Genomic DNA, 26343 nt, shown 5'->3' on the forward strand with positions numbered 1-26343 from the left:
ATCACGGAACAGATGTGGAAGAAAGGCATGGCATTTCGGGAAATGAGGGTGTTTCCGCTGGTGAGAGCAGAGCATCCTGCGTCCCAGGAGTTCCAAAATCTGTGTATTGGAGCCGGATGGTCTCAAAGATACGGTTGAAATCCGATTCCAGAGTATACCAGTCTGCTAACGGAAGTGTGGATTCCAGCTGCAGGGTATTTCCCTGCAAAGGGATGTCGGGATCGGACAGGGTAATGTAAATCCAGTACTTTTGCTCGGTCCGGTAGATCTCGGTGTGTTTCCAGCCATTGAGGCCGCTGTCTGGCAGAGTAATCTTCTCACTGGTGACACCGGTACCGCAGATCCCCGGTACGGGAGCATAGACCAGAGTAAAGGTATCCTCCGGATATGCGATGTTCCAGAAGACGATGGCATCGGTAGTCATCTCACTGGTAGTTACGTTGCGGATTTCATAGTCCCAGGTCTCCGGAAGAGACAGGGAGAACCGCACCGATCCCAGGTCGCAGAGAGCTTCACTCCCTATGGCTATCGCCAGATCATCCTCAGCCCCGGATTCCGGGCACTCCATCGGAGCGAGAGATTCTGCAATCATCGGAGCGATCGGGCCTGTGGCTTCTGTGGGATTCTGTGAATCTCCGGAAGCTCCGCAGCCGGTGAACGACAGCACAAGTAAAGTGCAAAGCGATAACAGCAAAATATTTTTCTTCATATAAATACCCTCCCAAAGTCGTGAATAAGTAACATGATCTATACTATAGAACGACTTCCGGGAGGGAAAGTTTCAGAGGATTGAAAGTTACGAGCCATGCAAAAATAGAACGGAATACCTCGGTGGGAGCTTGCTCACACAAGAGGTTATTTCGTTCTATTTTTATACGGCGACAGCCGTCAATGAAATAAATGTGGAGCGTCCTTTGCGACACATTTATGAATTGAGTGCATGGCTCGTAACGTAGGGCTGTCGTAAACCGGACGAACGCCCACGGCGAACGGAATGTCCTTCCTCGATGCGAGGTCTCCCGGTGGGAATTTTCTAACGAAAAGTGAGTAGCGGTTCTAATCCGTACGGGCACGGCTCCAGTTGCCATCCATGGCAACATCCGCCTGTCGCGAACGTCCTGTTCGCTCCACCCTGTTTTTCAACACTTTTCGAGAAAATATCACCACCTCCCGACAAACATCTTCGGAAGGACATTCCATCCGCCGTGGGGGTTCTGTTTACTGATTCCGCTAAAATCCATTGAATAACAGAAAATAGTGGAATTAATGTTTTGTGAGCAAATAATTTCCTCCATAATTGCAGAAAAGATCTAGAACAGAGGAATTGCTTCTTCTATAGAACTTTTTTCTATTCAATTTCCACCATTTTCATTAGTTTAAGGCTTTTTTAGAGGAAACCCGTAGCCCCAATGCGGGCTACGGGGATTCGATAGCATTTCTTAATTAACTCTCAATTTACTCTGCAATTTTGTACAGTGTCACATCATCCAGTGTTCCCCAGCTGTTTTTATTGCATTTGTATCTCACACCGATGGTCAGGGATCCGTCAGTTACCTTGATCTCAGGAATGACGGGATTCTGCCAGTCCGCATAAGTAGTAAGCCTGAAGGGAGCAGTTAACTCCCTGCCGTCTACCAGCGCATACAATTCCATGGAAGCATCATCGGACAGATCACCGCCCTGGGAGAACGCGGATAATTCATAAGTGCCGGGTTCCAGATCCGTGAAGCTCTGCTCGATGGAGAAATCCATATCCGCACTTCCGGACCAAAAATGGAAAGCAACCTCGCCGCTGTGGGCATCTGCAGCCTTCACCTGATAATCGGTAGGATCCGTCTCTCCGGAAGAGTTGACCGTCCACATGGAAGAATCGGCATCCTCAAAGCTTGGGTTCTGCACATAATTGATGCGTTCTACCGTGACAGTAGCGGTGACTTCCGTACCGTCCTCCAGTGTACCCGACACTGTAAAATTGCCGCCGTTTTCCGTATCGATCGCAGCAACATCGTCGGTATTCCAGATGACCGGAACCTGTGCTTCGGACCGATCATTATAAATAACACTTACCGTATCGGGCAATTCAGGATCCGTACCGATATTGCATGCTACCGTAACCGCGGGAATACTATCCACAGCCAGGGGAGCGGTAGCACCGTATTTCAGATATTTGAATACATTCAGAGAGGCCAGGGGATGCCCGGTGAAGTCAAACATTGCCTGATTGTCCCAGGAACATCCGCCGTAGTACTGACCGGCATCCTTCGGATCATAACCGGATGCATAGCTGCTGGCCCAGCCGCTGCCGTATTTTTCCCAAAGGTCGGAATTGTCAGCATCTGCGGGACCGACCGGGATCCAGGTGCCTTCCCAGTAGAAGATACCTTCGGCACCGGACTCACTGGCTGCCGCACAGACATCCCGCACTTCATTGGCCTGTCCCTGTACGCTGGCGGAATAACCTTCTGCCAGATCATCGGTTCCTTCCACACTGTTGGCGGAGCCATCGCCGTCTTCTGCGGTATAGCAATAAGCATTTTCAGCGACATATACTTTCTTGCCATAAGTATCCCGGATATGGATAATGGCATTTTTCAGATCTTCTATTGTGCCGTGCCAGTAGGGATAGAAGGAGAGGCCCACAATATCATAATCAATTTCTTTTACCTGTAATCCGGTCAGCAGTGTATCCAGTTTCTTCATATCATCAATATTCGTGTAATGTACAGCAACGAGAATTTCTTTGCCGGAATTCGCTGCCGCTTCCCGGACGGCCTTGCTGCCTGCGGTCAGAAGTTTTCTGACATTTGCCACATCGGTCTCACCGGACATACCGTTATTGATCTCGTTACCGATCTGTACCATACCCACATCCACACCGGCATCCAGAAGCTGTGTCAGGCTTTCCAGAGTGAAGTTATAGAGAGCATCGGACTTTTCTTCAATATCCATGCCTTCCCATGCCTTGGGAACGAACTGCTTCTTGGGGTCGGCCCAGAAATCGGAATAATGAAAATCAATGCAGACTTTCATGCCATATTTCGTGGCACGTTGTCCCAGAGCGATGGCGGTCGCCACGTCATTATTGCCGCCGCCGTAACCGTTGCCGTTCTCGTCATAGGGATCATTCCAGACCCGGAGACGGATATAGTTCACACCGGCCTGTGCCAGTGTCATAAAAACATCCTGTTCTTCCCCATCAAAATTATAATATTTCACGCCGCTGTTCTCCAGAGCCAGCACGGCAGAAGCGTCCATACCACGGTAAAAGTCATCGGAAATGCCGTCCACCGGCTCGACAAAAATGGTAGACTCCTCCGGACCCTCCGGCAGGGGAAAAGCAGTGTTATCTGTGGTGCCCACAGTAGCGGAAACATCGGGTTCTGCTATAGTATCTGTTGCTGCACTGCCCTGACTGCCGCAGCCGGACAGACTGCCCATGATCAGGACGGTGCTGAGACACAGAGCCAACAGATGCTTGTGTGAAAGTCTTGTAAAATGATGCATAAGTAATCCTCCCGTAAAACATAATTGCGCAATCGGTTGCACGCATATATTATAGCATATTATCAGAGATAAGAGGCAAAAAAGTAACAAAAAATGCGCAACAAAATAAATAGAGTGTTGCGCATCATGAATAAAACTATTTCAGAGACTTTTTAATTTCATTTCACAAACAATTCGATTACAAATACCAGCACGCAACAGATCACGGATACCGGGAACAGTCCGGCACCGAGCCATGCGGCGATGATTCCGGCAATGAGTGCCACCAGTCCGGAAATAGGCGTCTGGGTAGCGTGGATGATGGCCGGGAAGGTCATGACAGCCAGTGTCACATAAGGTACATAGTACAAAAAGGACTGAATGAACTGATTCTTGATCGGTTTCCGGATCAGTGTCAGAGGTAAGACACGGATCGTATAGGAGACGGCTGCCATAACGGCTATGTAGATATAATTATTCATTTACGTTGTCTCCTTTCTGTACAGAATCATTGGCTTTCACGGGAGCAGCTTCCTCCGCATCCTGTTTTACCGGGAACAGGATCGCTGCCGCACCGGAGATGATCACGGTCAATAAAATAGTCCTGGTACCTTCCGACAGAGAAGAAACGCCGGGAAGATAGTTGCAGACAAAGCTCAGGGCAAAGCTGATGGCCACCAGCGCTGCCACAATCTTGCTTTTCCGGGCAGGAGGAATAATGATGGCTAAAAACATGCCGTATAAAGCAACGCTCAGTGCGCTGACAGCACGCAGGGGCAATGCATTTCCGGCAATGATACCGCAGGCGGTTCCTCCGGCCCATGCAGGAGCGGCTAACAGGATCGCACCGTAGGTATAATACGGATTCAGGATACCCGGTCTTGCGATCGTGATACCGAACAGCTCGTCGGTGACGTCATAGGCGATGATCAGCCTGTGAAAAAAGGGAGTGCCGGGAGAGAACTTCTGTGCCAGGGCACAGCTCATGAGCAGGTACCGTGCATTGGCGATCAGTGTAATGATCGCCACTTCCAGATAAGTCGCCTGTGCCGCTACCAGGGTAAATGCTGCATATTCTCCGGCGGAAGCATTGTTTAACAGGCTGGCCAGGAATCCCTGCATGGGGGTGAAACCGGCGTGCCTTGCGGCGATTCCCAGAGAAAAGGATACGGCGAAATATCCCAGAGCAATGGGGAAGCCGTCCCGCATACCATCGCAGAATATTTTTCTGCTGAATTTATCATTCATAGTTGTAAAACCTCATCTTTCTGTAAGGCGTCTTTTGGCGCACATGTCCTATTATAACGCACATTCCAACAGGAGAAAAGGAGCAAAATTAACGTATATCACTGCATTTTCCGAATAAATATAGGATAAATAAATGTCCGTGGTGGATAATGTATGAAGAATAAACGGAAACGGTGGAAAAACGGTGTGATCCTGATTCCGGTACTGTGTGTACTGTTGTTAACGGGATGCGGTCTGTTTCAGGAGAAAAAAATCAAGCTGCGGGATCTGGATTTTACAGTACTCAGCGATGAAAAAATTCCGGAGGAGTTGAAGACGGTGATTGTCGAAAAAGGTACCGAACCTTTTCAGCTGACCTACAGTGATGATCAGAATCTCTATATCAGTATCGGGTATGGGCAGCAGAAGACCGGTGGGTACAGTATTGCTGTGGATGAACTGTATCTGACGGAGGATGCCATCTATGTCGGCACCACACTTTTGGGCCCTGAGATCACCGGGCAAAAGAAAGGCGCAGAGAAACCCTCCACGCCTTACATTGTGATAAAAACAGAGTTCTTGGACAAAACAGTAATTTACGAATGATCAGAAGATATAAAAAAGTATCATCCAGATTCTACACAAGGACTGGAAAATGTGATAAAATGCAAAAAACCATACTGTAATCAGGAGATGCCTGTAGGGAGGTGGATTTTTATGCAACGTAAAATACATGGACAGATGTCAGAGTCTTTTCTGATCGCCGGGATCCTGTCAATCTCCGGTGGTCTGCAGGATGCTTATACCTATATGTACCGGGGAAAAGTGTTTGCCAATGCACAGACCGGCAATATCGTGCTGCTGGCACAGAATCTGGTAGACAGGAACTGGCAGGCGGTACTTCGCTATTTTTCTCCATTACTGTCCTTCGCATTGGGAGTGGCAATGGCAGAATGCATCCGCATGAAATACCAGAAGGCACAGAAGATCCACTGGAGACAGCTGGTACTTGCGACCGAAATACTTTTGTTGTTTGCAGTCGGTTTTTTACCGAATGCGATAGATCTGCTGGCCAATGCCATGGTATCTTTCGCCTGCGCTATGCAGGTACAGGCGTTCCGCAAGGTGAACGGTTATGCTTTCGCCAGTACCATGTGTATCGGCAACCTGCGCAGTGGTATGGAAGCCTTATGTGCTTATGGAAAAACGAAAGATAAAAAGATATTGCGAAAATCCGGTTATTATTTCGGAATCATCTTCCTGTTTGCTGTCGGCGCGGCATTGGGTGGACATATGATCGGATACATCGGAGCGAAAACGATCTGGATTTCCTGTACGATTCTGCTGATCAGCTTTTTATGCATGTTCATCAAGGAAGAAAAAGAGGAACATCCCGAGATCATGGAAGAAGAACAGGAGATCCGGGATAATCTGAAAAACATCCGCAAAGAAGCCAGGGATGTGGAACACATCCTGGAGGATGACATCCGTTCCCAGATCGAGAAAAAATAACGTAAAGACTGGCGAAAAAAGACAGAAATCCTACAGAAAACCTGGGCATCCTGTTAAAATACAATCCCGTCTCCAAGGTGGCTATCTTCGGATTTACGAACCCGGTATTCGGGGTGCTTTTATCCGCATGGTGGCTGGGAGAGGGCTCCGCAGAACCGGGATGGAATGCACTGATCGCTTTGGTTCTGGTGTGCATTGGTATCTGTATTGTCAATGTCAAAATAAATACCGGAAATAAAACGGCATAGTTAAAGCCTTAAAGCTTCATCCCGTATTTTACCAGATCAACCCGGTTATTGATCACCGCAATGCCATCTGCCCGCAAGCGGTTGGCCTGTTCATCGGCGCCGCCGAAGGCAAAGGCACCGGAGAGCTCTCCCTTGGAATTGACGACGCGGTAGCAGGGGATGTGTTCAGGATCGGGATTCTTATGCAGGGCATTTCCCACGGCGCGTGCCATTTTGGGCTCTCCCGCCATGGCAGCCACCTGCCCATAGGTGGCGACACAGCCCTTCGGAATCCGTTTCACTGCTTCATAGATCCGTTTCGTGGGACTGTCGGTGACCAGGTCATAACTCTCCGCAATCATCCGGCGGATATCTTGGTCGGGAATCGAGCCGTCTAAGATAATCGTGTTCCAGTGTTCTTTATTCTGATGGTATGCGGGAATGACGGAAGAAAAGGTGCTGCGCCAGAAGTCCCGCCAGGCAGGATCGGTTTTCACATTCAGATGCAGCACACCGTCTTTTTCATAAGTCCATAGAAATGCTTTTTTACTGCCCTTCACCCGTACCAGCTGCCAGTTGGGATCGTGGAAGGGCATTTCTGTATACGTATCCGGAAAAGATAATCCGTATTCCAGCGCTTCTTCTCGTGTTTTCATGTCTTCGGTCCTCCGTTTTTTCTATTATAACACTCTTTTCTTTTCTATGAAAACATGGTAAACTTTTTCGAGAAACAGGTCATGGAGACGGGCTGCAAAAGCCCGGGAACGGAGACGATATGATACTGATACAGGATGGTTATATGATCGATCCCAAGTCAGGAAAAGAAGGTAACTTCGATATCCTGATCGATGGAGACAAGATCGTCAAGATCGCAGAAAAAATCGAACCGAAGGGTAAGGTGACAAGGATCAATGCGGAAGGGCTGTTAGTCGCTCCGGGACTGGTGGATGTGCATGTGCATTTCAGAGATCCCGGTTTTACAGCGAAGGAAGATATCAACACCGGAGCTGCGGCAGCGGCGAAGGGTGGTGTGACCACCGTAGTGCTGATGGCGAACACGAAGCCCACTGTGGACAGCGAGGAGACCCTGAAGTATATCCTGGACAAGGGAGCGAAGACGGGGATCCATGTGACTACCTGTGCTAACGTGACCATGGGCATGCAGGGAAAACAGCTGACGGATATGAAGAAGCTGGCAGCGGCGGGTGCTGTGGGATTCACGGATGACGGTGTGCCCCTGCTGGATGCGGAACTGGTGCGACGAGCCATGGAGATCTCCGCAGAGCTGGATATGCCCATCAGTTTCCATGAAGAAGACCCGAAATATATCGAGAACAATGGTGTGAACCGGGGAAAAGCCAGCGAATATTACGGAATCGGCGGTTCCTCCAGAGAGGCGGAGATCGCACTGGTAGAACGGGATCTGAAGCTGGCGGAAGAGACCGGAGCCTGCATCGATATCCAGCACATCAGCAGTAAGGAAGCGGTAGAACTGGTGCGTCAGGCGAAAAAGAGATGTTCTAATATTCATGCGGAAGCCACACCACATCATTTTACCCTGACAGAAGATGCCGTGATCAAATACGGCACGCTGGCGAAGATGAATCCTCCTTTGAGAGAAGAAGAGGATCGTCAGGCAGTGATCAGAGGACTGGTGGATGGCACCATCGATATGATCGCTACGGATCATGCGCCCCATACCGCAGAGGAGAAGGCAAAACCCATCACGGAAGCCCCCAGTGGTATCACAGGACTGGAGACTTCTCTGGCACTGGGCATTACAGAACTGGTAGATGCAGGATATCTCACCATGAAGCAGCTGCTTCGCCTCATGAGTACGAATCCGGCTGCCATGTATCATCTCGATGCCGGATATCTGGCGGAGGGAGGCCCTGCGGATGTGATCCTGATCGATACTGCGGCAGAGTTCATCCCGGAGCAGTATGTATCCAAGGCAACGAACACTCCTTTTACCGGATGGAAATTAAAAGGTGAAGTGAAGAAGACCATCTGCGGTGGTAAAATGGTATACGAAGCATAGCGTGCGCGTTAGAGAGCGCATATAAGCAGATAACGCTTGTCACTTATATATAGAATAGAAAAGGATAACAAAATGAAAAAGAAAATCACAGCAACCGTGCTTTCTCAGAAAGAGATCGCACCCAGAATTTTTGATATGTGGATCGCTACGGAGCTGGCGGCATACGCAAAAGCCGGTCAGTTCATCGGCGTCTATCCTAAGGACCGCAGCACTCTGCTGCCCCGTCCCATCAGTATCTGCCAGGTAAATGACAAAAAAGATGCTCTGCGCATCGTGTACCGTATCGCAGGACAGGGTACTGCGGAGTTTTCTTCTTATCAGGAAGGAGACAGCGTAGAGATCCTGGGAACCTTAGGTAACGGATTCCCCACAGAGGCCGCGGAGGGTAAAAAGGTATTCCTCATGGGTGGAGGTATCGGTATTCCTCCCATGCTGGAATTGGCCAGAGAGCTTCCGGCATCTGCAGAACAGCAGATCATCGTGGGTTATCGTGATGACCAGCTGTTCTTAAAAGAGGACCTGGAGAAAAACGGAACCGTATATATTGCTACGGAAGACGGCAGTGTCGGTACGAAGGGCAATGTCATGAACGCCATTGAGGAGAATCATCTGCAGGCAGACGTGATCTTCGCTTGCGGACCGATGCCCATGCTTCGTGCCATTAAAAAGTACGCGGAAGAAAAGAAGATCAAGGCATACATCTCCCTGGAAGAGCATATGGCCTGCGGCGTGGGTGCCTGCCTGGGCTGTGTTGTGAAGACAAAGGAAGTGGATCATCATTCGCATGTGCATAATGCAAGAATCTGCACCGACGGTCCCGTATTTGATGCTGAGGAGGTAGAGATCTGATGAATACACAGACAACGATCGCAGGAGTGACCTTTAAAAATCCCGTCATGACAGCTTCCGGGACCTTTGGATCCGGTATGGAATATGAAGAATTTGTAGATCTGAACCGCCTGGGTGCGGTGGTGACCAAGGGTGTGGCAAATGTACCCTGGCCCGGGAATCCGACGCCCCGTGTGGCGGAGGTGTACGGTGGCATGCTCAATGCCATCGGATTACAGAATCCCGGCATTGATGTGTTCATGGAGAGAGACATTCCTTTCCTGAAAAAATATGACACGAAGATCATCGTAAATGTCTGCGGCAAGTCCGTGGAGGATTACGTGGACGTGGTGGAACGTCTGGGAGACGAGCCGGCAGTCAGCATGCTGGAGATCAATGTATCCTGCCCGAATGTCAAGGAAGGAGCCATTGCCTTCGGACAGAAAGCGGATGCCCTGTATAACATTACTTCCGAACTGAAAAAACATGCAAAACAGCCCATCATCATGAAGCTGAGCCCCAATGTGACAGACATTACGGAAATGGCGAAAGCGGCAGAGGCAGCAGGTGCGGATGCACTGTCCCTGATCAACACCATCACCGGCATGAAGATCGACATTCACCGCAGGAAGTTCGCCATTGCCAACAAGACCGGTGGCATGAGCGGTCCTGCCATCAAACCCATTGCGGTTCGTATGGTATACCAGGTGGCACAGGCAGTCAAGATTCCCATCATCGGCATGGGCGGCATCGCTACGGCGGAAGATGCCATCGAATTCATTCTGGCGGGAGCCAGTGCAGTCAGTGTGGGCGCCATGAACTTCGTGGATCCCTATACGACGGTAAAAGTCGTGGAGGGCATTGAAGATTACATGCGCACCTATCACGTAGAGAACCTGACAGATCTCATCGGCGCGGTGGAATAAACGGACAGAGAACAGAATACGGTATAAAACAGCACAGACCTTCATATATATAGACATATCTGTATATATGGAGGTCTGTTATTGTGGAACTGATCAAGAGAAATATACATATGGACCGGGTAAAACGGTCCACCGTCATGCAGTTTACCATGGAAGAAGATCTGAATCTTCCGGAGGATAAGCCGGATATCAGTACCCTGAATCTGGAAAAAGGAGAGGTTGTCATCGAAGAGATCTGTCCGGGTACGGATGAAGTAACCGTCCGGGGAAAACTGGGGTATGCGATTTTGTATCACACGCGGGAGTCCGGAAGCAGTCTGGTACTGTTGGGCGGCGCTCTGCCTTTTGAGGAGAGGATCCGCATGGAAGGAGTATTACCCTCGGATACGGTGACCGTGGAAGGAACGGTGGAAGATTTCACGGTAAATATGATCAATTCCCGCAAACTGAGTTTACAGACGCTGATCCTTCTCTCCGCCCGTATCGAAGAAATCTATGATGAAGAGCTTCCCGTGGGGATTCAGGGAGAAGATACGGAAGCCGGCGTGGAATATCGGATCGCGCCGATGGAAGTGACACAGCTTGCCATCTGTAAAAATGATATTTTCCGTAAAAAAGAAGAAATTCCGCTGCCTTCCAGCTATCCCAACATCTATCAGATCCTTTGGAGCAATATTTCACTGCGGGACGTAGAATTCAAACCACAGGAGGAAAAACTGGCAATCCAGGGAGATATTCAGATTTTCGTGCTCTACGAAGCGGAGGGGGAGGACAGGGCGATCCGTTCTTATGAGACGACACTTCCATTAAACGGAAGCCTGGAATGCCAGGGATGCCGGGAGGATCTGCTGCCGGATATCCGGTATACGTTGCTGCGGCAGGAACCCGGACAGCAGACATTGACCATTCAGCCTGATCTGGATGGGGAGGAGAGGATCCTGGGAATGGAGTGCGCACTGGAGTTGCATATCCGGCTCTATGAAGAGGAACAGATCGATATTTTGAGGGATATCTATGGAGTGAAGAATGAAGTGATCCCGGATACCAGGCAGACCAGTGTGCGTCAGCTGCTGACACGGATCACCGGCAAGACCAAGATAACGGATCATGCAGGGACAAATATTGACGGTCCGATCCTGCAGATATTGCACAGCGAGGGAACAGCTTCCATCGATCACCGGGATATTACGGAGGACGGAATACGGCTGCAGGGAAGTATTGATCTCACGGTATTGTGCATTACGGAAAAGGATGAGACACCTTATGTAAGCACCCGGATACAGATTCCTTATGAATATCTGCTGAGTGTGCCGGGAATCGGGGATACTGACCAGGCAGAGGTACACTGTGAAATGGAACAATTACAGGTAAATCTGATCGATGAGGAAGAAGTGGATGTAAAAGCGGTGCTGTCTTTTTCGACGACAGTTATGAAAAGCACAGAGTTCATGGCAATTGAAGAAGTGACGGAACAGGAGATCGACAGTGCCGTACTGGCAGAACTTCCCAGCGCGGTGATCTATATTACCGCGCCGGGAGATGATCTGTGGAGTATCGGCCGTAAATATCATATGCCGGTAAAAGCGGTCCGGGAACTGAATGCGCTGGAAAGCGATGAATTAAAACCCGGCCGGAAACTTCTGCTGGTAAAAGGTCTTTAGGCTTCGGTGGTCAGACCGGCGTCAGCAGCCAGTTTATCGAACTTTTCCATAACGGCATCGTAAGTCTTCTGGGAGATCTCGGGGAGAGAACCGCCCCAGGTCTTTTCCGCCTGTGCGTAGCCCTTCTTGAATGCCTCACGCATGGATTCGATCTTGTCGGGATCTCCGCCGGTCAGAGCAGTGGCAAACTGTATGATACGGTCGGAGGTCTGGTTCACACCCCAATAGCCGTCTTCTGCAATGTCTGCCTGTGCCTGTGCTTTGGTGGCGGGATCTACGGTATAATTACCGGAACGTAAGAAGGACCAGATGTCATTGGCATTGCCGTAGGTGTCAGCCTGCTTGCCCATTATCTGTTCTACCAGGGAACGAAGCTGGCTGGTACGTGCATCTTCATCCGCTTTTAATTTGTTGATCAAAGCGGTGTCCGGTTTATAGGTTTTCTTCGTGGAAGAGGTCTTGGTGTCGGTATTGTGTTCATAGATGACACCGGTATCCTCTGCGGTCCTTGTACTTTTTACTTCCTCGGCGGAAGTTTTTTCTTTTGCTGCACTTGTGCTGCTGTAGCTGTAGGCTGCAACGGCCTGTGTTGATGTAATTCCGTTTACACTCATAATTTCCTCTTTTCCGGTACGGTTTTTGCCTGTACCTTTTGTCATCCTTGACTGTTAGTGATACTTACTACATCCATTATATCGGAGAAAAACGGCAAATACTTTAGGGAACCATTGACAAAGAGAAATGGATTGTATAAAATTAAGTACAATCATTGTATACAAAACGGAGCAGAGCAAAATGAACGAATATCGGATAAAAGCATATGCCAAAATTAATCTGGGCCTGGATGTGGTCAGAAGACTGGAAAATGGCTATCACGAAGTGAAGATGGTCATGCAGACCGTTGGTATTTATGATGTACTGGATTTTCAGCGGACAGCCGGCGGCATCGTCATCACTACGGATTCCGGGGAACTTCCCACGAATGAGGATAACCTGATCTATAAAGCGGCAAAACTTATGATAGAGAAATATCATATTACCGAGGGAGTGAAGATCCACCTGGAGAAGCATATTCCGATCGCAGCCGGTATGGCGGGAGGAAGTACGGATGCTGCAGCCACCCTGAAGGGAATGAACCGCCTGTTTGATCTGGGATGTACGTTGAAGGACCTGATGGAGCTGGGTGTGAATATCGGTGCAGATGTTCCGTATTGTGTCATGGGAGGAACGGCTCTGGCCGAAGGGATCGGTGAGAAGCTGACTCCGCTGGCTCCGGCACCGGATTGTTATGTATTGGTGGCAAAGCCGGATATTAACGTATCTACGAAATATGTGTATGAACATCTGGATGCGCAGGAGATCCGGAAACATCCGGATATTGACGGCATGGTGGAGGCAATTGCCGAGGAGAGTTTACAGGGAATTCTGGACCGGATGGAAAATGTGCTGGAGACAGTGACTGTCAGTGCATATCCCATCATTCAGAAGATCAAAGACCGGATGAAGGAACTGGGAGCCATCAACAGCCTGATGAGCGGAAGCGGTCCAACGGTATTCGGCATTTTTGTAGAAAAAGACATGGCCCGCAGGGCATATGATAAATTGGAGGAGGAACAGCTGGCTAAGCAGATATTCCTGACGGAATTCTGTGAGTAACGGCAAAAAAGGTTATGCAGGATAATTTACAGGTGACAATGGATGAATTTCTGCCGCTTCGGGATGTGGTATTCAACACTTTGCGACAGGCCATTCTTACGGGAGAACTGAAACCGGGAGAACGACTCATGGAGATCCACCTTGCTAATAAGCTGGGAGTCAGTCGTACACCGATCCGGGAAGCGATCCGTAAGCTGGAGCTGGAAGGTCTGGTGACCATGATCCCCAGAAGAGGAGCGGAAGTAGCGCAGATCACGGAGAAAAGCATGAACGATGTGCTGGAAGTGCGTCGTGCACTGGATGCTCTCTGCGTGGAACTGGCATGTGACCGTATCTCACAGGAAGAATTGCAGCATTTGAAAAAGGCATGTGATACCTTTGAAGAGGCGGTGAAGACCAAAGATGTGAAACAGATCGCACAGGCGGATGTGGCACTGCATGATATCATTGTGGAAGCTACGGGGAACCAGCGCCTGATCCAGCTGGTGAATAATCTGTCTGAGCAGATGTACCGTTACCGGTTTGAGTACATCAAAGACAGCAGTAAGCATGAACGCCTCGTGGAGGAACATAAGGTGATCTACGAAAGCATTGTCAAAAAGGATAAGGAAACGGCATCACATATGGCCAAGGTGCATATCGACAACCAGAAAAAGGCCATCATCCGCCAGATCCGACTGGAGCGGGAGAAAAATAAATAACTTCGGAATCGTATAATCTATCCGGAAAGTGGAAATTCTTTCCATAAACCATAAAAGGAAAGAGGTTCACTGATGGATAGATTATGTGTTTTTTATGAAAAATTGCGAAGAGTGGTATGGCAGGGGATCCGGGTGTCGGCGGTCTGCACAGCCTGCTACGGCTGGTGGGGAGTGATCTACCCGGAACTGGCCATGCTGCCGTCCACTTATGAGATCGTATGCGAGGAGCAGGCAGAGGAGACCAAGACTGTACAGAAAGATGCGGAAGTGGTAGAATGGAATTCCGACAGTCAGATCTACTGGAAGATCCTGGAGGCGGATCCGGAACAGATCCACTTCAAGAGCAGACTGCTTACGATGTTAAAAAGATAGAAGGAGAAATCCCATGTATCAGGAGAATATAACTGCACTGAAAAAAGATGCCCCAATCGGGGTATTTGATTCCGGCATCGGCGGACTGACTGTAGCCCGGGAGATCATGCGGCAGATTCCCAATGAGAAGATCATATATTTCGGAGATACGGCGAGAATGCCTTACGGCAGCAAGTCCAAGGAAACGGTCACCGGCTTCTCCAAACAGATTGTGCGTTTCCTGGAAACTTTTCAGGTGAAGACCATCGTGGTGGCATGCAATACGGCAAGCGCCTATGCACTGGATGAACTGGAGAAGGAACTGGATATTCCCATCATTGGTGTGATCAAGCCGGGAGCGAAGACCGCAGCGGAAGTGACCCGCAACGGCCGTATCGGCGTTATTGCCACCGAGGCCACCATCGGCAGCCAGATGTATAATAAATACATACAGGAACTGAACAAAAATGTCACCATCTACGGGAAAGCCTGTCCCCTGTTTGTGCCGCTGGTGGAAGAGGGGCTGTGGGAGGATCCCGTGACGGACGAGATTGCAAGACGGTATCTCACAGAACTGATTGACATAGATATTGATACTCTGATTTTAGGATGCACGCATTATCCGCTGATCCGCTCTACGGTAGGACGGATCATGGGGGATCAGGTGACACTGGTGAACCCGGCATATGAGACCGCCAGAGAACTGAAAGAACTGTTGCAGCAGTATAATATTCTCAATGAGGAGGAACCTCATCTGGGAGAAAATAAATATCAGTTCTATGTCAGCGACGGTGCGGAGAAGTTCAAACGTTTTGCCAACTCTATTATTAAATATGGTATTTTATCAGCGAAGACGATCAAGATCGATGAGTATTAAAAGGACGGATGAAGATGAATCGGGAAGTAGAACTCGTCCTGTCCGGTCTGCATGATACCGAGGGCACTTCGGATAAGAATGCAGTGGAGACCGCACAGACAGCACAATATTTTAAGAGAAACGACAGCCATTATCTTCTCTATGAGGAGGATATAGAGGGATTCGACGGAACCTGTAAGAGCCGGATCAAGTTCCGGGATAACATGCTGGAGCTGACCAGGCAGGGAGCCGTGGAGATGCATATGATCTTCGAGGAAAATAAGCGACATGTAGTGCCCTACAATACGCCCTACGGACAGCTGTTGCTGGGGATCGAGACCCGCAGGGTGCAGGTAGAAGAACAGAAAGATCGGATCTGTGTGACGGTGGAATATATCCTGGATCAGGAGGGAGAACCTTTCAGTGAGAGTTGTTTAAAGCTATATATCAGGGAGAAACAGTAACGATTCGGAATTCTATGCAAAAAAATAGCAGATGCTCATATCTGCTATTTTTTAATGGCTTTGAATCGTTATTTTTACTTGACAGGCTTTGCTCCTGCCTTTTCCTGTGCGGAAGCGATCATGCGCTTGAAGAAGCCTTTCTTTTTCTCCGGAGCGGCTTCGGTCTTGCCGTGCAGTCCTTTGACATCCAGTACATAGATACCGCTGACAACGGCCTTTACTTCCTTTTTCACGGGAACACTTTCGAAAATCTTCTCATCACAGATCAGGGATACGATCTGCGGGCCAACCTTTGCCTTGATGATGGGAAGCTTGGAACCACGCATCATCTTCGGTGTCTGATCGATCACCATTTGGGGAAGACCGGCATCTTTCATTTTCATGCGTTTCTTATCGATGATCAGCATAGATACGGTCTGCTTGTTGGCATCTAACAGCTCCTGCTGTTCTGCCTGCTTTTTCTGTGCTTTCTTGCCTAAGAAATATAATACTGCAATGATGATAGCCAGAACTATCACGATAACTAATAATGTAATTGCAACCGGACTCATTTTCAGTCCCTCCTTCAGTTAATAGGAACAAATTCCTAAAAAACATTGTAACATAGATGTGATGAAATACGCAACCATACATTTATGATTTCTGTCTTGTTTCCGGTTCTTGTGTGGCAGATGGATTTTTAGGTTGGACGTTATTGCACAATTTTATGATTTTAATATTTTTTTGGGAAAGTAAGGGGCGAAACTTTTCGTAATCTTAAAAAAATGCTATGATGTAATTATTGAGAAGCGGAAAAATACCGCAGTGAATGTCAGATGTTATGGGTGGTTGGTTATGATAAAAGTATTGATCGTGGATGATGAATATATCATGCGCCAGGGATTGAAATATATGATCAACTGGGAGCAGGAGGGCTTTGAGATTGTGGGGGAAGCGACGAACGGAGCCGAAGCTCTGCAGTGTATCGAAGCGCTGGCTCCGCAGATCATTATCTGTGATATTGTAATGCCGCAGTTAGACGGCGTGGATTTCTCAGAGGCGGTACACCGTATGTATCCGAGGATCCAGACGATCATATTGAGCGGCTATGATAAATACGAATATGTAAGACATACATTGATCAATGGCGTGGTGGATTATATTCTGAAGCCGACATTGAATCCGGAGGAATTACGGAGAGCTCTGCAGAAGGCAGTGGACCGGATCCCCGGAGCCAGAATGGGAAGCACATCCGGAGAGATGCATTATGAACATCTGCTGGAGCGTTATCTGCTGGGACACGACAGTGAGTGGAACCGGGAGCTTGATACGAAATGCTTTCCGGCCTCTTATCTCAGGATTTTTGCAGTGACTGCAGACAGGGAAACGGATAATGACCGTAATATCAATGAAGTATTGTATCAAAAGCTTCAGAGAGAAGTAGCGGGAGAACCGCTGGATTCCCTGCAGAAAATGTGGCTGTCCCTGAAGGATGGAATGTTCTGCATCCTATGGAACTACGAATTGTCTGAAGAAAAAGGAATGCTGGAAGCGCTGGAAAAAACAATGGCACAGCTGCAATTATTGTGCCCCGGGGTCTTCGGGATCCTAAGCAGACGCATGGATCGTGCGGAGGAACTGAGAAACGCATATCGGCAGGATATATTAAAAAACTCGGAAAAAGCCTTTTATTACCGTGGAAGAAGTTTTCTGATCAGTACAGGACAGGAAGAGGATGAAACCGTACAGATCGAGAAGTTTGATTTTTTCAAATATAATCACATGCTGAATAACAGGCAGTATAAGGAGGCAGCTACACTGCTGGGAGCATATAACAGAAGGGCTGTGGAAGGACAGATGGATGTCTACCGCCTGAAGAATCAGATTAAAAATATGATCTATCATTTTCTGGATTTCCTGCAGCTGGGAGATGAAAAACAGGAAGAATACCGGAAAAAGTATTTCCGGTCTGTGAACCGGGCATTGTATGCGGAAGAATATGCAGAGTGTGTGGATGACATATTACAGGAATTGGAAAAATTATCCGGGCAGGGAGGTCAGCAGACAGATGAGCGTATTGACAGAATGTTGGCCTACATAGAAAAAAATTATAAAGAAGATCTGAAGCTGGAAGATCTGGCAAGTGAATTCAGCTTTAATTATCATTACCTGTCGGCTTATTTCAGCCAGCAGATGCAGGAAGGGTTCAGTGATTATCTGAATCGTGTCCGCATTAATAAGGCATGTAAACTGCTGCAGGAGAGCAGCCTTCCAATCTCGCAGATCAGCAGTGAAGTGGGATATGGTGAGCACAGCTATTTCTGCCGTGTATTTAAGAAGATCACAGGAGAGACACCTTCGGTATGGAGACGCAACGCGTAAAAGAAGACAGAAAAAGAGAGTGGTGGAACAGCTTCTCCGTGAAGATCCTGGGAATGGTGCTGTCAGGCATACTTCTGATCGCCATCACGGTGAGCTGCATGGTGCTGGGAATGTCTAAGAACGTATTCACCGAGACTTACGGCAGATCGCAGGAGAAGGTATTTTTGCAGGTGGAGGAGGAATGGAATGCATTTCATGAGAATCTGCAGAATATTACCAATGCCATTGATTCGAGCTGGGCATTCCGGCTGTATCTGACGGAAGGTGACCGGTTTGACAATGTCAGGACATTCCAGAATATTTACCAGATGGAAAAGGATCTGGAGCAGAGCAAGGCCTCCGATCTGGAACGACTGAATATTCTGGTCATGGGGATAGGAGGAAAACATTATCTGTCCAGAACGGAAACGATTACGGCAACGGACCAGGAGATCTGGAACAGCAGACCGGTGCTTCTGGCCGTTCAGGAGCCGGAGGTCCTGCATTACACTTATTCTCACGGAGCTTATACAGCCACCGGCAGAGACACGGATGTGATCATTGTATCTAAGGCACTCTATTATCATGAAAGTAAGGAAATCTATGGTGTAGTGCTGATCACTCTGACCATGGACGAACTGAAGAGATATTATGACTACTTTATTACGGATAATACCAATATGTATCTCGTGGACGAAGAGAACCGGATCATCTGTTCCGGGGACGCTTCCAAAATAGGAACGATCGCAGATAGTGCATGGTATATCCGTGCCGGTGAAACGGACCGGGAATTGTTCCGTATGCGGGAAAACGGAGTCTCACTGACGGTGATGCAGAGAGAACTACAATATCTGGGCTGCAGACTATACGGTGTCATAGACAATGATATGGCATTGGGAAGATTGTATAATATGCCATTGCTGATCTTATTATGTGCTGCGCTGGGAGCGATGATCCTGCTTCTGTGTCTGATCTATACCAGAAAAACACTCAGACCTCTCTCGGAGCTGGTGCAGAGGATGGGCAGGCTTCGTCAGGGCGATTTTGACCAGTACATGCCGGTGGAGGGGACGACGGAGGTACAGGAGCTGGCATCCACTTATAACTATATGCTGGATGATCTGCAAAGCTATATCAATGAACTGTTGGAGACCCAGAAAGCCCGGAGAAGATCAGAGATCAAAGCTCTGCAGATGCAGATCAATCCACATTACATATATAATACTCTGGCCAGTATCAAGTGGCTGGTCTATCAGAACGACAGAGATCGTACCGTGCAGACTATTGACGCTTTCATCAGTCTTCTGAGGAATACCATCAGCAACACGGATGAATTTATTACCATAGACCAGGAAGTACAGAATCTGGAGAATTATATTCTGATCAATCATACCCGCTATGGGGATGCGGTACAGGTGGAGTTTTATGTGTCGCAGAATTGCAGGGACTGTCTGCTTCCGAAGATGATCTTACAGCCCTTTGTGGAGAATGCCTTTTTCCATGCCTTTCCTTCCGGACGCAGCGGCAATATCGAGATTTACATGAAACAGCGCGAGGGCGAACTGGAGATCCGTATCGTGGATGATGGTATCGGCATGGAGCAGAATCGTGCGGAAGAAGCGGTGAAACAGGCGGGAAATAGAGAACATTTTTCAGGGATCGGCATCCATAATGTACAGGAGAGGCTGGAGTTATTATATGGGAAACAGTACGGTGTGTCCATTAACAGCAGTCCGAAGGAGGGCACAGAGGTGCTGATCCGTCTGCCGGTCAATCACAGGGAAGAGGGGGAAGACCATGAAGAATAGCAGGAACAGATTTTCCCGAAAAATCGCAGCGGTGTTCCTGGCAGGGCTGCTCCTGACAGGTACCGGATGTGGAAGGCAGACAGTCACAGGACCGGAAAATTATCAGGAAAATGAGATCATCATCTGGACCTGGGATGAGACCTTCAATGTGAAGGCGGCCAAAATGGCAGCGGAAATCTATGAGGAGGAACATCCGGAAGTGTCGATCCAGGTGATCACGAAGGAGAGAGAAGAGATCCAGACGGATGTCAAGAATCTCCTGTCCGCAGAATTGTATGATAACCTTCCGGATATCATCATGCTGGAGGATTACGATGTGCAGGAAATGCTGGCGCAGTTTGATGATGAATTCGTGGATCTGACAGATCGGCTGAATTATGATAAATTTGTGGATTATAAGAGAAAATTGTGCTCCAGAGGCGGTAGAATGTACGGGATCCCATTCGACAGCGGTACAGCGGCACTTTTCTACCGCATAGATCTGCTGGAACAGGCAGGATATACGGAAGCAGATATGCAGGATCTGACCTGGGAGCGCTATGTCGAGATCGGAGAGGATGTATATCGGAAGACCGGTATTCCTATGCTGACCCTGGATCCTACGGATTTTCCGTTAGTGAGAGTTATCATGCAGAGCTGTGGCAGCTGGTATGTACGGGAGGACGGTGTTACGGTAGATATTGCAGACAATGAGGCTCTGTATCAGGCTATGGAGATCTACAGACAGCTTCTGGAGAGTAATGTAGGACGCAGTGTAAATGGGTGGAATGAATTCATCTCTGCTTTCCAGCAGGGAGAAGTGGCATCCGTGATCAGCGGAGGCTGGATCATTTCCAGCATCAAGGCAAGACCGGAACAGAAAGGGCTGTGGCGGATCGCTCCGATACCTGTCGTAACGGAGAATGACAATGCCGTGGCAGCATCCAACGTGGGCGGAAGCGGCTGGTATGTATTGAAAAATTCAGCACATTCGGAAGCGGCAGCACAATTTGCTGTCTCCATGTTTGGGGAAAATGATGCCCTGCTGGACCAATTGATCAACAGGATCGGTATTGTCCCGGCAGTGAAGGAGCCTTCGGTACTGACCAATTATGACACACCGGACCCCTTCTTCGGCGGACAGCAGGTGACAAGGCTTCTGACAGGGCTGGAGACCCGTATTCCCGTTGTGAATTACGGTAGTAAGACTTATGAGATCGAAGATATTCTGGAAACAGAATTTCAGAATGTACTGGTAGATGATGATTTGGAGACCTGTCTGCACAGGGTGCAGGAGAAGGCAGAGGCAGTTGCCAGGGAATGATCCCTGCAACTGCTTTTTTTATCCGTATTTCTCAAAATAATGTTATTTTTCTAAAATAGTTCAAGTACTTTTCACGACATCCCAATTAAATGAAAATCTAACCAAACATAGTGTTATCAGGGAAGACCTCCCGGATGGTAAGCTCATATTGTAAAAAAAATACAACCGCAAACGGTTGAAACGATGATTTGGGAGGTTACTATGAAGAAAAAAGTATTATCGATTCTGATGACAGCTATGATGGCTCTGTCCCTTGCGGCATGCGGCAGCACTGACAACAGTACGGCACCTGCAGCCGGCACTGACAGCCAGCCGGCAACAGCCGAGAGCGTTAAGACAGAGGCAGAGACACCTGCCGGAGAGCAGATCCTGAAAGTATGGTGCTGGGATTCCTTTAACGTAGATGCTATGAAGACCGCAGGTGCTATGTATGAAGCAGAGCATCCCGGAGTATCCATTGTAGTGGAAGAGACATTATCCAAGGATATCCAGACGATCGTACAGACCTGTGCCATGAGTGGACAGCTGGATTCCCTGCCGGATGTATTCCTGATGGATGACCAGGTATTCACCAAGTACCTGCAGAATTATCCGGAGGTATTTGCAGATCTGACGGATTCCGGAATTGCTTTTTCCGATTTCGCAGCATCTAAAGTAGCCAATTCCGTAAGTGGCGGCAAAAATTTCGGCGTGCCTTATGACAGTAATACCGTTATTGCATGCTATCGTACCGATTATCTGGAGCAGGCAGGCTACACCGTAGCGGATCTGACCGACATCACCTGGGATCAGTTTATTGAGATCGGTAAAGTAGTAAAAGAAAAGACCGGCATGCCGATGCTGACCAACGTACAGGGTGAGCCCGATCTGTTAAACATGATCTTACAGTCTGCGGGAATCTCTGTATTCGATGAGGATGGTAAGATTGATCTGGTAGACAATGAAGGTCTGAAGGAGGCTATGGAGGTCTACATGACCCTGGTAAAAGAGGGCATTCTGCAGGAGCAGGTAGACTGGTCAGGATATCAGGGATCCATCAATAACGGTACCGTAGTAGGTACGATTAACGGTTCCTGGATCTGTGCAACCATCATGTCCACCGACCAGGCGGAGCAGGAAGGCAACTGGGCAGTGACCAACATGCCGAAGCTGAACGATTATGCCGGTGCTACCAATTATTCCGCACAGGGCGGTTCTACCTGGGCAGTATGCTCCGCATCCAAGAACTACGATCTGGCAGTAGATTTCTTCAAATCTACCTGGGCAGGCAGCACAGAATTCTATGACAGCATTCTGACTGACCTCGGTGCCATTGCTACCTATCTGCCCGCAGCAGAGAGTGAAGCTTATAACCAGAAGTCCGCATATTTCAATGATGAAGCTATTTATTCCAAGATCGTATCCTACGGCGGCAAGATCCCTACCGTGAATAAGGGAATCTACTGGACCGAAGAAAAAGAAGCACTGGGTATTGCACTTTCCAAAGTGATCAACGGTAAATCTGACTTGGATGCAGCGATCGCAGAAGCACAGTCTACTGTAGAATTCAATATGGGTCAATAGAGGTGACCAAATAATAGAAAGGATTGTTCAGCTATGAGAACTTCCGGGAGAACATCAAAACGACTTACCATTAATCAGAAATATAGCCTGACCGGCTGGGGCTTTTTAGCCCCGGCCGCAATCCTGATCTGTGTGATGAATTTTTATCCTATGATTCAGGCACTTGTTTTATCCTTCCAGACGGGTATCGGCAACAACCTGCAGTTCGGAGGCTTGAGTAATTACGCAAGACTACTGAAGGATCCGGTATTCAGAACGGCTCTGGTGAATAACTTCGTGTATCTGATCATTCAGGTGCCCATCATGCTGATCCTGGCGCTGATCCTGGCATCGGTATTAAATATTAAGGATCTGAAAGGAAAAGGAATCTTCCGTACGGCGATCTTCCTTCCCTGCTGTACCTCCCTCGTATCCTACGCCATCATTTTCAAAACACTGTTCTCTTATGACGGTTATGTAAATACGGTGTTGATGAACCTGGGACTGATCAGTGAGAGAGTCAACTGGCTCAGCCAGGAGGGCAGCGCCAAGGTGATCATTATTCTGGCACTGATCTGGAGATGGACCGGCTATAACATGGTATTTTATCTGGCAGGATTGCAGAATATTGATGATTCTCTCTATGAGGCAGCGAAGATCGACGGCGCTAATGCCATACAGTCTTTTTTCAAGATCACGGTTCCCATGCTGAAGCCTACGATCCTGCTGACTACCATTATGTCTACCAACGGTACCTTACAGCTGTTCGATGAATCTGTGAATCTGACCGGTGGCGGACCTGCCAATTCAACACTGACGATGTCACATTACATATACAAGGCATCCTTTGAGTATAATCCACAGTTTGGTTATGCGGCAGCCATGTCTTATGTAATATTTATACTGGTGGCGATTTTAGCCTTTGTCCAGATGAAAGTGGGGGATAAGAGATGAAACGAGTAAAAAAAATAGCAGCTTATCTGTTTTTGACAGTGGCATCTGTAATCTCTGTGTTCCCTCTGTACTGGATGATCTCGGCAGCCACCAATAACAGTACGGATGTACTGGGAGGAAGACTTCTCCCGGGACTTCATCTGATCGAGAATTACAAGGAGCTGATCCTGCAGCAGAATGTCGGACGTTCCTTTGGCAATTCTATGTTTTATTCCTGCACACTGAGCCTGTTGTCTCTGCTCGTCTGCTCCATCGCCGGTTACGGCTTCGAAGTGTACCATGACAAGCGGAAGGATACTGTAATGTCCATCCTCCTTCTGGCTATGATGGTGCCCTTTGCGGCAACTTTAATCCCCCTGTTTAAATTATTTACCGGACTGGGGCTGCAGAGTACCTGGATCGCCTATATTCTGCCGACGATCTCTACGCCTTTCCTGATCATGCTGTTCAGACAGAGTACCAGAACCTTCCCACGGGAGATCATAGAAGCAGCCAGGATTGACGGGCTCAGTGAAATTAAAATTTTTGCAAAGTTGTATTTCCCTACCATGAAATCCACCTATGCGGCAGCCATGACGGTAACCTTTATGAATGCCTGGAATAATTATCTATGGCCCAAGGTCATCATGATGTCTGCGGATTCCCAGACCATGCCCATGATGGTAGCTAATCTGTCGGCAGGTTACAGCATTGATTACGGCGTATTGATGTTAGGCGTTTTGATCTGTTCCCTGCCTACCGGAATCCTGTTCCTGATCTTACAGAGAAGCTTTACCAATGGTATCCTGGGAGCTGTGAAGGGGTAACCTTTAAATTAAGTGATCAAATTTAAGTACGCAAGAGACTGAAGATAAAGAATGAGTTTATCTTCAGTCTTTTTCTGTTTACCGTGGTATGTTATACTATATCCGGAGGGTATTTATGGACGAAGCATTTGAGATCGTAAAGACAGGAATAGATTTTTTCTGCAGCCACCTGGTATTTTTTAATATGTTATTTGCCATCGTGATCGTGTTTTTCCAGAGACGGGATCCGAAGAGTGTGTGGGCATGGCTGCTCTTATTGTATTTTATACCGGTACTGGGTTTCGTGTTCTATCTGTTCCTGGGACAGGATATGCACAAGCGGAAAATGTTCCGGATCAAAGAGATGGAGGATCACATCAGTAAAGATATAAGACAGCAGGAGTACCGGCTGAGATCCCGGGATGTCCAGGAGCTGGATGAAAATATCCGGGGGTATGAGGATCTGGTCATGTATAATCTGGAGGCCGGAGAAGCCATGCTGACGAAGGACAACGATGTGGATATCTTCATCGACGGCAATGAGAAGTTCCGGGCACTGATGGAAGATCTGCGGAATGCGGAGCATTTTATCCATATCCAATACTACATTATTAAAAACGACGTATTATTCAATCAGATCAAGGATATTCTGATCGAGAAGGCGGCACAGGGCGTGGAGGTCCGGGTGCTGTTCGATGCCATGGGCTGTCGGTCTGTGCGGCACAGCTACTGGAAATGGCTGAACGAAAAGGGCGTGCAGACCGCGGAATTTTTCCCGGCGATCCTGCGGAGGCTTCAGCTTCGTATCAATTATCGCAACCACAGGAAAATTGTGGTCATTGACAATAAAGTGGCTTACGTGGGCGGATTTAATGTCGGAAAGGAATATATTGATCTGGATGAAAAGTTCGGACACTGGAGAGATACCCACCTGCGGATTTGCGGCAGTGCGGTACTGGGACTCCAGGTGCGATTTATTTTAGACTGGAATTATGCGGCAGGAGAGAACCTGTTTTTGCGCCCGGAACTGTTCCGGGGGACCGAAGCCGGTACGAGGGATTTCTGTGATATGCAGATCATCAGCAGTGGACCGGATAAGACGACACAGCAGATCCATGACAATTATCTGCGCCTGATCAATAAGGCACAAAAAAGTATCTATATCCAGACACCGTATTTTATCCCGGATGAGGCGATCCTGAATGCGCTGATGATCGCAGTGAAATCCGGAATTGAAGTAAATATCATGATCCCGTGTATGCCGGATCACCCGTTTGTGTACTGGGCGACCTATTCCTATATCGGCGATATGGTCATGGCGGGAGCGAACTGCTATACTTACAATAACGGCTTTCTCCACAGCAAGGGCATGATCGTGGATGGAAAGGTGCTCTGCTATGGGACGGCGAACATGGATATCCGCAGCTTTGCGTTGAATTTTGAAGTAAATGCGGTGATCTACGATGAGAAAAAAGCACAGGAAATGGTGGATATCTTTCAAAAAGACCTGGAAGTCTGCCGTCAGATCACCCGGGATTATTATGTGTCCAGAAGGTTGAAAATCCGTATCAAAGAGCAGATCTGCCGGTTATTGTCACCCTTGTTATAGCCCGGAGGATGTGTTATAATGGGCGGTGCTATGATGCATTTATGCACAAATGGCAGTAATAGAAAGGTA

Annotated in this window: 25 protein-coding genes and 1 pseudogene; 19 read left to right on the top strand and 7 right to left on the bottom strand. The window is 48.2% G+C overall.

Annotated elements, in window-relative coordinates:
• Position 1: 1 nt before the first annotated feature.
• The 4 genes from FYJ59_RS04405 to FYJ59_RS04420 all read right to left on the bottom strand — a co-directional run bounded on the left by FYJ59_RS04405 (position 2) and on the right by FYJ59_RS04420 (position 4731).
• On the bottom strand, positions 2-709 hold the full coding sequence (locus tag FYJ59_RS04405; RefSeq protein WP_154495497.1) for a hypothetical protein: 708 nt from the start codon (positions 707-709) through the stop codon (positions 2-4).
• 746 nt (positions 710-1455) lie between these two features.
• Positions 1456-3504, bottom strand: a complete 2049-nt coding sequence (locus FYJ59_RS04410; protein WP_154495499.1) for a glycosyl hydrolase 53 family protein — start codon at positions 3502-3504, stop codon at positions 1456-1458.
• Between the two features lie 158 nt (positions 3505-3662).
• The gene (locus tag FYJ59_RS04415; RefSeq protein ID WP_148448920.1) at positions 3663-3965 is read right to left on the bottom strand and encodes an AzlD domain-containing protein; all 303 of its coding nucleotides are present in this window, start codon (positions 3963-3965) and stop codon (positions 3663-3665) included.
• On the bottom strand, positions 3958-4731 hold the full coding sequence (locus tag FYJ59_RS04420) for an AzlC family ABC transporter permease (RefSeq protein ID WP_118552349.1): 774 nt from the start codon (positions 4729-4731) through the stop codon (positions 3958-3960). Before FYJ59_RS04420 ends, FYJ59_RS04415 begins: the two co-directional genes overlap by 8 nt.
• 153 nt (positions 4732-4884) lie before the next feature.
• Here FYJ59_RS04420 and FYJ59_RS04425 point away from each other — a divergent pair, with 153 nt between their 5' ends.
• From FYJ59_RS04425 to FYJ59_RS04435, 3 genes and pseudogenes are all read left to right on the top strand, one after another.
• On the top strand, positions 4885-5316 hold the full coding sequence (locus tag FYJ59_RS04425) for a protease complex subunit PrcB family protein (RefSeq protein WP_154495501.1): 432 nt from the start codon (positions 4885-4887) through the stop codon (positions 5314-5316).
• A 111-nt stretch (positions 5317-5427) separates the two neighbouring features.
• Complete coding sequence (locus FYJ59_RS04430; protein WP_154495503.1) at positions 5428-6222, top strand: YoaK family protein; 795 nt, start codon at positions 5428-5430, stop codon at positions 6220-6222.
• 44 nt (positions 6223-6266) lie between these two features.
• Positions 6267-6470: pseudogene (locus FYJ59_RS04435) on the top strand (EamA family transporter); the annotation flags it as partial.
• A gap of 8 nt (positions 6471-6478) precedes the next feature.
• Here FYJ59_RS04435 and FYJ59_RS04440 read toward each other — a convergent pair.
• Positions 6479-7105 carry a methylated-DNA--[protein]-cysteine S-methyltransferase gene (locus FYJ59_RS04440; RefSeq protein WP_154495505.1) on the bottom strand — a complete coding sequence of 209 codons (627 nt, stop codon included), beginning with the start codon at positions 7103-7105 and terminating at the stop codon, positions 6479-6481.
• Between the two features lie 119 nt (positions 7106-7224).
• On the opposite strand from FYJ59_RS04440, the gene FYJ59_RS04445 reads away from it, so the two are divergent.
• The 4 genes from FYJ59_RS04445 to FYJ59_RS04460 all read left to right on the top strand — a co-directional run bounded on the left by FYJ59_RS04445 (position 7225) and on the right by FYJ59_RS04460 (position 11905).
• Complete coding sequence (locus FYJ59_RS04445) at positions 7225-8490, top strand: dihydroorotase (protein ID WP_154495507.1); 1266 nt, start codon at positions 7225-7227, stop codon at positions 8488-8490.
• A gap of 72 nt (positions 8491-8562) precedes the next feature.
• Positions 8563-9339: a dihydroorotate dehydrogenase electron transfer subunit gene (locus FYJ59_RS04450; RefSeq protein WP_154495509.1), complete on the top strand. Its 777-nt coding sequence runs from the start codon at positions 8563-8565 to the stop codon at positions 9337-9339.
• Positions 9339-10244, top strand: coding sequence for a dihydroorotate dehydrogenase (locus FYJ59_RS04455; protein ID WP_022153680.1), 906 nt, complete (start codon positions 9339-9341; stop codon positions 10242-10244). Before FYJ59_RS04450 ends, FYJ59_RS04455 begins: the two co-directional genes overlap by 1 nt.
• Positions 10245-10327: 83 nt before the next feature.
• Positions 10328-11905: a DUF3794 and LysM peptidoglycan-binding domain-containing protein gene (locus tag FYJ59_RS04460; RefSeq protein WP_154495511.1), complete on the top strand. Its 1578-nt coding sequence runs from the start codon at positions 10328-10330 to the stop codon at positions 11903-11905.
• Here the strand turns inward: FYJ59_RS04460 and FYJ59_RS04465 are convergent.
• Complete coding sequence (locus tag FYJ59_RS04465; RefSeq protein WP_154495513.1) at positions 11902-12519, bottom strand: hypothetical protein; 618 nt, start codon at positions 12517-12519, stop codon at positions 11902-11904. The genes FYJ59_RS04460 and FYJ59_RS04465 overlap by 4 nt on opposite strands.
• 181 nt (positions 12520-12700) lie before the next feature.
• Between FYJ59_RS04465 and ispE the strand changes: the two genes are divergently transcribed.
• From ispE to FYJ59_RS04490, 5 genes are all read left to right on the top strand, one after another.
• Positions 12701-13561, top strand: coding sequence for a 4-(cytidine 5'-diphospho)-2-C-methyl-D-erythritol kinase (gene ispE / locus FYJ59_RS04470; protein WP_022153677.1), 861 nt, complete (start codon positions 12701-12703; stop codon positions 13559-13561).
• A 14-nt stretch (positions 13562-13575) separates the two neighbouring features.
• Positions 13576-14262, top strand: a complete 687-nt coding sequence (locus FYJ59_RS04475; protein ID WP_154495515.1) for a GntR family transcriptional regulator — start codon at positions 13576-13578, stop codon at positions 14260-14262.
• Between the two features lie 72 nt (positions 14263-14334).
• Entirely contained in the window at positions 14335-14634 is a 300-nt protein-coding gene (locus tag FYJ59_RS04480; protein ID WP_118552335.1) for a hypothetical protein, read from the top strand.
• Between the two features lie 13 nt (positions 14635-14647).
• A complete protein-coding gene (gene murI, locus FYJ59_RS04485; RefSeq protein ID WP_154495517.1) occupies positions 14648-15490 on the top strand; it encodes a glutamate racemase in 843 nt (280 codons plus the stop codon).
• 14 nt (positions 15491-15504) lie between these two features.
• On the top strand, positions 15505-15933 hold the full coding sequence (locus FYJ59_RS04490; RefSeq protein WP_205839451.1) for a DUF1934 domain-containing protein: 429 nt from the start codon (positions 15505-15507) through the stop codon (positions 15931-15933).
• Positions 15934-16007: 74 nt separating this feature from the next.
• On the opposite strand, the gene FYJ59_RS04495 is transcribed toward FYJ59_RS04490, so the two are convergent.
• Positions 16008-16484 (bottom strand): hypothetical protein, encoded by a 477-nt coding sequence (locus FYJ59_RS04495; RefSeq protein WP_118546603.1) that lies wholly within the window; start codon positions 16482-16484, stop codon positions 16008-16010.
• A gap of 283 nt (positions 16485-16767) precedes the next feature.
• Here FYJ59_RS04495 and FYJ59_RS04500 point away from each other — a divergent pair, with 283 nt between their 5' ends.
• From FYJ59_RS04500 to cls, 7 genes are all read left to right on the top strand, one after another.
• The gene (locus FYJ59_RS04500; protein ID WP_154495521.1) at positions 16768-18294 is read left to right on the top strand and encodes a response regulator; all 1527 of its coding nucleotides are present in this window, start codon (positions 16768-16770) and stop codon (positions 18292-18294) included.
• Positions 18276-20081: a sensor histidine kinase gene (locus FYJ59_RS04505; protein ID WP_154495522.1), complete on the top strand. Its 1806-nt coding sequence runs from the start codon at positions 18276-18278 to the stop codon at positions 20079-20081. The genes FYJ59_RS04500 and FYJ59_RS04505 overlap by 19 nt, the downstream gene beginning before the upstream one ends.
• Positions 20071-21384 carry an ABC transporter substrate-binding protein gene (locus FYJ59_RS04510; protein ID WP_154495524.1) on the top strand — a complete coding sequence of 438 codons (1314 nt, stop codon included), beginning with the start codon at positions 20071-20073 and terminating at the stop codon, positions 21382-21384. The genes FYJ59_RS04505 and FYJ59_RS04510 overlap by 11 nt, the downstream gene beginning before the upstream one ends.
• Before the next feature lie 201 nt (positions 21385-21585).
• The gene (locus FYJ59_RS04515) at positions 21586-22947 is read left to right on the top strand and encodes an ABC transporter substrate-binding protein (protein ID WP_154495526.1); all 1362 of its coding nucleotides are present in this window, start codon (positions 21586-21588) and stop codon (positions 22945-22947) included.
• Between the two features lie 33 nt (positions 22948-22980).
• Positions 22981-23880: a carbohydrate ABC transporter permease gene (locus FYJ59_RS04520; protein ID WP_154495528.1), complete on the top strand. Its 900-nt coding sequence runs from the start codon at positions 22981-22983 to the stop codon at positions 23878-23880.
• Complete coding sequence (locus FYJ59_RS04525) at positions 23877-24686, top strand: carbohydrate ABC transporter permease (RefSeq protein ID WP_154495530.1); 810 nt, start codon at positions 23877-23879, stop codon at positions 24684-24686. Before FYJ59_RS04520 ends, FYJ59_RS04525 begins: the two co-directional genes overlap by 4 nt.
• A 115-nt stretch (positions 24687-24801) precedes the next feature.
• Positions 24802-26274 (top strand): cardiolipin synthase, encoded by a 1473-nt coding sequence (gene cls, locus FYJ59_RS04530; RefSeq protein WP_154495532.1) that lies wholly within the window; start codon positions 24802-24804, stop codon positions 26272-26274.
• Positions 26275-26343: the final 69 nt, after the last annotated feature.

It is taken from the genome of Waltera intestinalis, from assembly GCF_009695995.1.
Classification (GTDB): Bacteria; Bacillota; Clostridia; order Lachnospirales; family Lachnospiraceae; genus Acetatifactor; species Acetatifactor intestinalis.

What these genes read in the sequence shown, in the direction of transcription:
- FYJ59_RS04405 (WP_154495497.1), bottom strand. Translation starts at nt 709, where the DNA reads ATGAAGAAAAATATTTTGCTGTTATCGCTTTGCACTTTACTTGTGCTG.
- FYJ59_RS04410 (WP_154495499.1), bottom strand. Translation starts at nt 3,504, where the DNA reads ATGCATCATTTTACAAGACTTTCACACAAGCATCTGTTGGCTCTGTGT.
- FYJ59_RS04415 (WP_148448920.1), bottom strand. Translation starts at nt 3,965, where the DNA reads ATGAATAATTATATCTACATAGCCGTTATGGCAGCCGTCTCCTATACG.
- FYJ59_RS04420 (WP_118552349.1), bottom strand. Translation starts at nt 4,731, where the DNA reads ATGAATGATAAATTCAGCAGAAAAATATTCTGCGATGGTATGCGGGAC.
- FYJ59_RS04425 (WP_154495501.1), top strand. Translation starts at nt 4,885, where the DNA reads ATGAAGAATAAACGGAAACGGTGGAAAAACGGTGTGATCCTGATTCCG.
- FYJ59_RS04430 (WP_154495503.1), top strand. Translation starts at nt 5,428, where the DNA reads ATGCAACGTAAAATACATGGACAGATGTCAGAGTCTTTTCTGATCGCC.
- FYJ59_RS04440 (WP_154495505.1), bottom strand. Translation starts at nt 7,105, where the DNA reads ATGAAAACACGAGAAGAAGCGCTGGAATACGGATTATCTTTTCCGGAT.
- FYJ59_RS04445 (WP_154495507.1), top strand. Translation starts at nt 7,225, where the DNA reads ATGATACTGATACAGGATGGTTATATGATCGATCCCAAGTCAGGAAAA.
- FYJ59_RS04450 (WP_154495509.1), top strand. Translation starts at nt 8,563, where the DNA reads ATGAAAAAGAAAATCACAGCAACCGTGCTTTCTCAGAAAGAGATCGCA.
- FYJ59_RS04455 (WP_022153680.1), top strand. Translation starts at nt 9,339, where the DNA reads ATGAATACACAGACAACGATCGCAGGAGTGACCTTTAAAAATCCCGTC.
- FYJ59_RS04465 (WP_154495513.1), bottom strand. Translation starts at nt 12,519, where the DNA reads ATGAGTGTAAACGGAATTACATCAACACAGGCCGTTGCAGCCTACAGC.
- ispE (WP_022153677.1), top strand. Translation starts at nt 12,701, where the DNA reads ATGAACGAATATCGGATAAAAGCATATGCCAAAATTAATCTGGGCCTG.
- FYJ59_RS04475 (WP_154495515.1), top strand. Translation starts at nt 13,576, where the DNA reads ATGCAGGATAATTTACAGGTGACAATGGATGAATTTCTGCCGCTTCGG.
- FYJ59_RS04480 (WP_118552335.1), top strand. Translation starts at nt 14,335, where the DNA reads ATGGATAGATTATGTGTTTTTTATGAAAAATTGCGAAGAGTGGTATGG.
- murI (WP_154495517.1), top strand. Translation starts at nt 14,648, where the DNA reads ATGTATCAGGAGAATATAACTGCACTGAAAAAAGATGCCCCAATCGGG.
- FYJ59_RS04490 (WP_205839451.1), top strand. Translation starts at nt 15,505, where the DNA reads ATGAATCGGGAAGTAGAACTCGTCCTGTCCGGTCTGCATGATACCGAG.
- FYJ59_RS04495 (WP_118546603.1), bottom strand. Translation starts at nt 16,484, where the DNA reads ATGAGTCCGGTTGCAATTACATTATTAGTTATCGTGATAGTTCTGGCT.
- FYJ59_RS04500 (WP_154495521.1), top strand. Translation starts at nt 16,768, where the DNA reads ATGATAAAAGTATTGATCGTGGATGATGAATATATCATGCGCCAGGGA.
- FYJ59_RS04505 (WP_154495522.1), top strand. Translation starts at nt 18,276, where the DNA reads ATGGAGACGCAACGCGTAAAAGAAGACAGAAAAAGAGAGTGGTGGAAC.
- FYJ59_RS04510 (WP_154495524.1), top strand. Translation starts at nt 20,071, where the DNA reads ATGAAGAATAGCAGGAACAGATTTTCCCGAAAAATCGCAGCGGTGTTC.
- FYJ59_RS04515 (WP_154495526.1), top strand. Translation starts at nt 21,586, where the DNA reads ATGAAGAAAAAAGTATTATCGATTCTGATGACAGCTATGATGGCTCTG.
- FYJ59_RS04520 (WP_154495528.1), top strand. Translation starts at nt 22,981, where the DNA reads ATGAGAACTTCCGGGAGAACATCAAAACGACTTACCATTAATCAGAAA.
- FYJ59_RS04525 (WP_154495530.1), top strand. Translation starts at nt 23,877, where the DNA reads ATGAAACGAGTAAAAAAAATAGCAGCTTATCTGTTTTTGACAGTGGCA.
- cls (WP_154495532.1), top strand. Translation starts at nt 24,802, where the DNA reads ATGGACGAAGCATTTGAGATCGTAAAGACAGGAATAGATTTTTTCTGC.